This window comes from Acinetobacter endophylla, assembly GCF_053543775.1.
In genome coordinates this window covers 1-1,942 of record NZ_JBLVOM010000061.1, presented here as the reverse complement: position 1 = coordinate 1,942, position 1,942 = coordinate 1, and the positions used below count along the sequence as shown (strand labels likewise).

1 protein-coding gene and 1 pseudogene are annotated in these 1,942 nt (G+C 39.6%); both read left to right on the top strand.

Annotated elements, in window-relative coordinates; translation table 11 throughout:
* Window positions 1–258: 258 nt before the first annotated feature.
* Window positions 259–402: pseudogene (locus ACNPNW_RS04775) on the top strand (IS256 family transposase); the annotation flags it as partial.
* A 40-nt stretch (window positions 403–442) separates the two neighbouring features.
* Window positions 443–1,942 (top strand): excinuclease ABC subunit UvrA (locus ACNPNW_RS04770; RefSeq protein ID WP_527890964.1); only part of this gene is annotated, 1,500 nt, incomplete at its 3' end.

Below are 1,942 nucleotides of genomic sequence, written 5' to 3'. Positions count from 1 at the left end.
GGGATAAAAGGCTGATAGATGTGGCTTCTGCACTCATATATTTCTCAGATTTTGTATTGGGGCTGTTGACATTTCAAGTATAGAATTTACCCGATAAAGGTAGCCAAATATATATATATACAGGCTTCAAGCTAATGCAACTGCAGAGCCTATAAATAATTTTGTGTAATTGCTTTTCATAAATTTAAAGGTGATTGCTTAGAACCTATCCAGAATATTTTCTATGCAAAAGTAGCTTTAAAAAGACTAAATTAATGAACTTCTGATGATTCAGTGAAAAAGGTCATTTATTTAGCAACTTCAAATGCTGCTAAAAAATGGACCATGCCAATTCAAAATTGGCGTTTAGCAATGAATTGGTTTACGATTCAGTTCGATGATCGATTAAAAGATCATTTATAAAAAATGAGACTTACACAAAATAATTTACAGGCTCAGAAACATGAGAATACATTCTTTTGGTGAACACAATAACATTACTTTATCTAATAATTGTATTGAAGTTCGAGGTGCACGTGAGCATAACCTTAAGGATGTAGATGTTTCTATCCCAAGAAATGCACTTGTTGTTTTCTCAGGTGTATCGGGTTCAGGAAAATCATCACTTGCTTTTGGAACTATTTTTGCTGAAGCACAAAGAAGATATTTCGAATCTGTTGCACCTTATGCAAGACGCTTAATAGATCAGGCCGGAGTACCAGATGTTGATGCTATTGATGGTCTACCACCAGCAGTAGCATTGCAACAACAACGTGGTGCAAGTAATACCCGTTCTTCTGTTGGAAGTGTAACAACTTTATCAAGTCTCGTGCGAATGATTTATTCGCGTGCTGGTGCATATCCTGCCGATCAGCCAATGTTATATGCCGAGGACTTTTCACCGAACACTCCTCAAGGTGCTTGTCCTACCTGTCATGGTTTAGGTCACATTTATGAAGTTACAGAATCGACAATGGTTCCTGACCCAACACTCAGTATTCGTGAGAGAGCTATCGCATCATGGCCACCTGCTTGGCACGGGCAAAACTTACGCGATATCCTAGTAACCCTAGGGTATGATGTTGATCGACCATGGAAAGAGTTACCGCAATCGGATAGAGACTGGATTTTATTTACTGAAGAAACCCCAACAGTTCCTGTCTATGCTGGTTTAAGCCCCGCTGAGACTCAATCTGCACTTAAACGTAAACTAGAACCCAGCTATATGGGCACTTTCACTGGTGCTCGTCGCTATGTCCTTCATACTTTTGCTAATACCCAAAGTACGTTGATGAAAAAACGTGTTTCACGTTTTATGGAAGGAAAAATATGCCCTTCCTGTCATGGTAAACGCCTTAAACCAGAAGCCTTATCTATTACCTTTGCTGGAGTAGATATTGGTGAGTTTATGCAACTTTCTTTGGATAAGTTAACTTGCCTGCTTGAGCCCATTGTTCTTGGCAATTTCGACGCTCATAATGCTGGAGAAAAGGCTAATAATAAAGTAACCCAACTTGATAGATCTGAACGAGCAACAACAGGTAGAGCAGTGCATTCTGTATCTCCAGATGTAAGACGTACGTCAGCACTTTCAGATGAAAAGAAAATTGCTGCCCAGCGTTTAGCAAATGGTGTGGTGGGGCGTTTAAATCAATTACGCCAGTTAGGTCTTGGTTATCTAACATTAGATAGAGCCACACCGACTCTTTCAGCGGGAGAGTTACAACGTTTGCGTTTAGCAACACAATTAAGTTCTATGCTATTTGGTGTAGTTTATGTACTGGATGAACCGTCTGCTGGATTACATCCTTCAGATAGTCAGTCATTATATGATTCTCTCGATAAATTAAGAGACGCTGGAAACTCCGTATTTGTTGTAGAGCATGATTTAGAGCTCATGCGTCGTGCTCAATGGTTAGTGGATGTTGGACCAGATGCAGGAGAGCAAGGTGGTAATATTTTA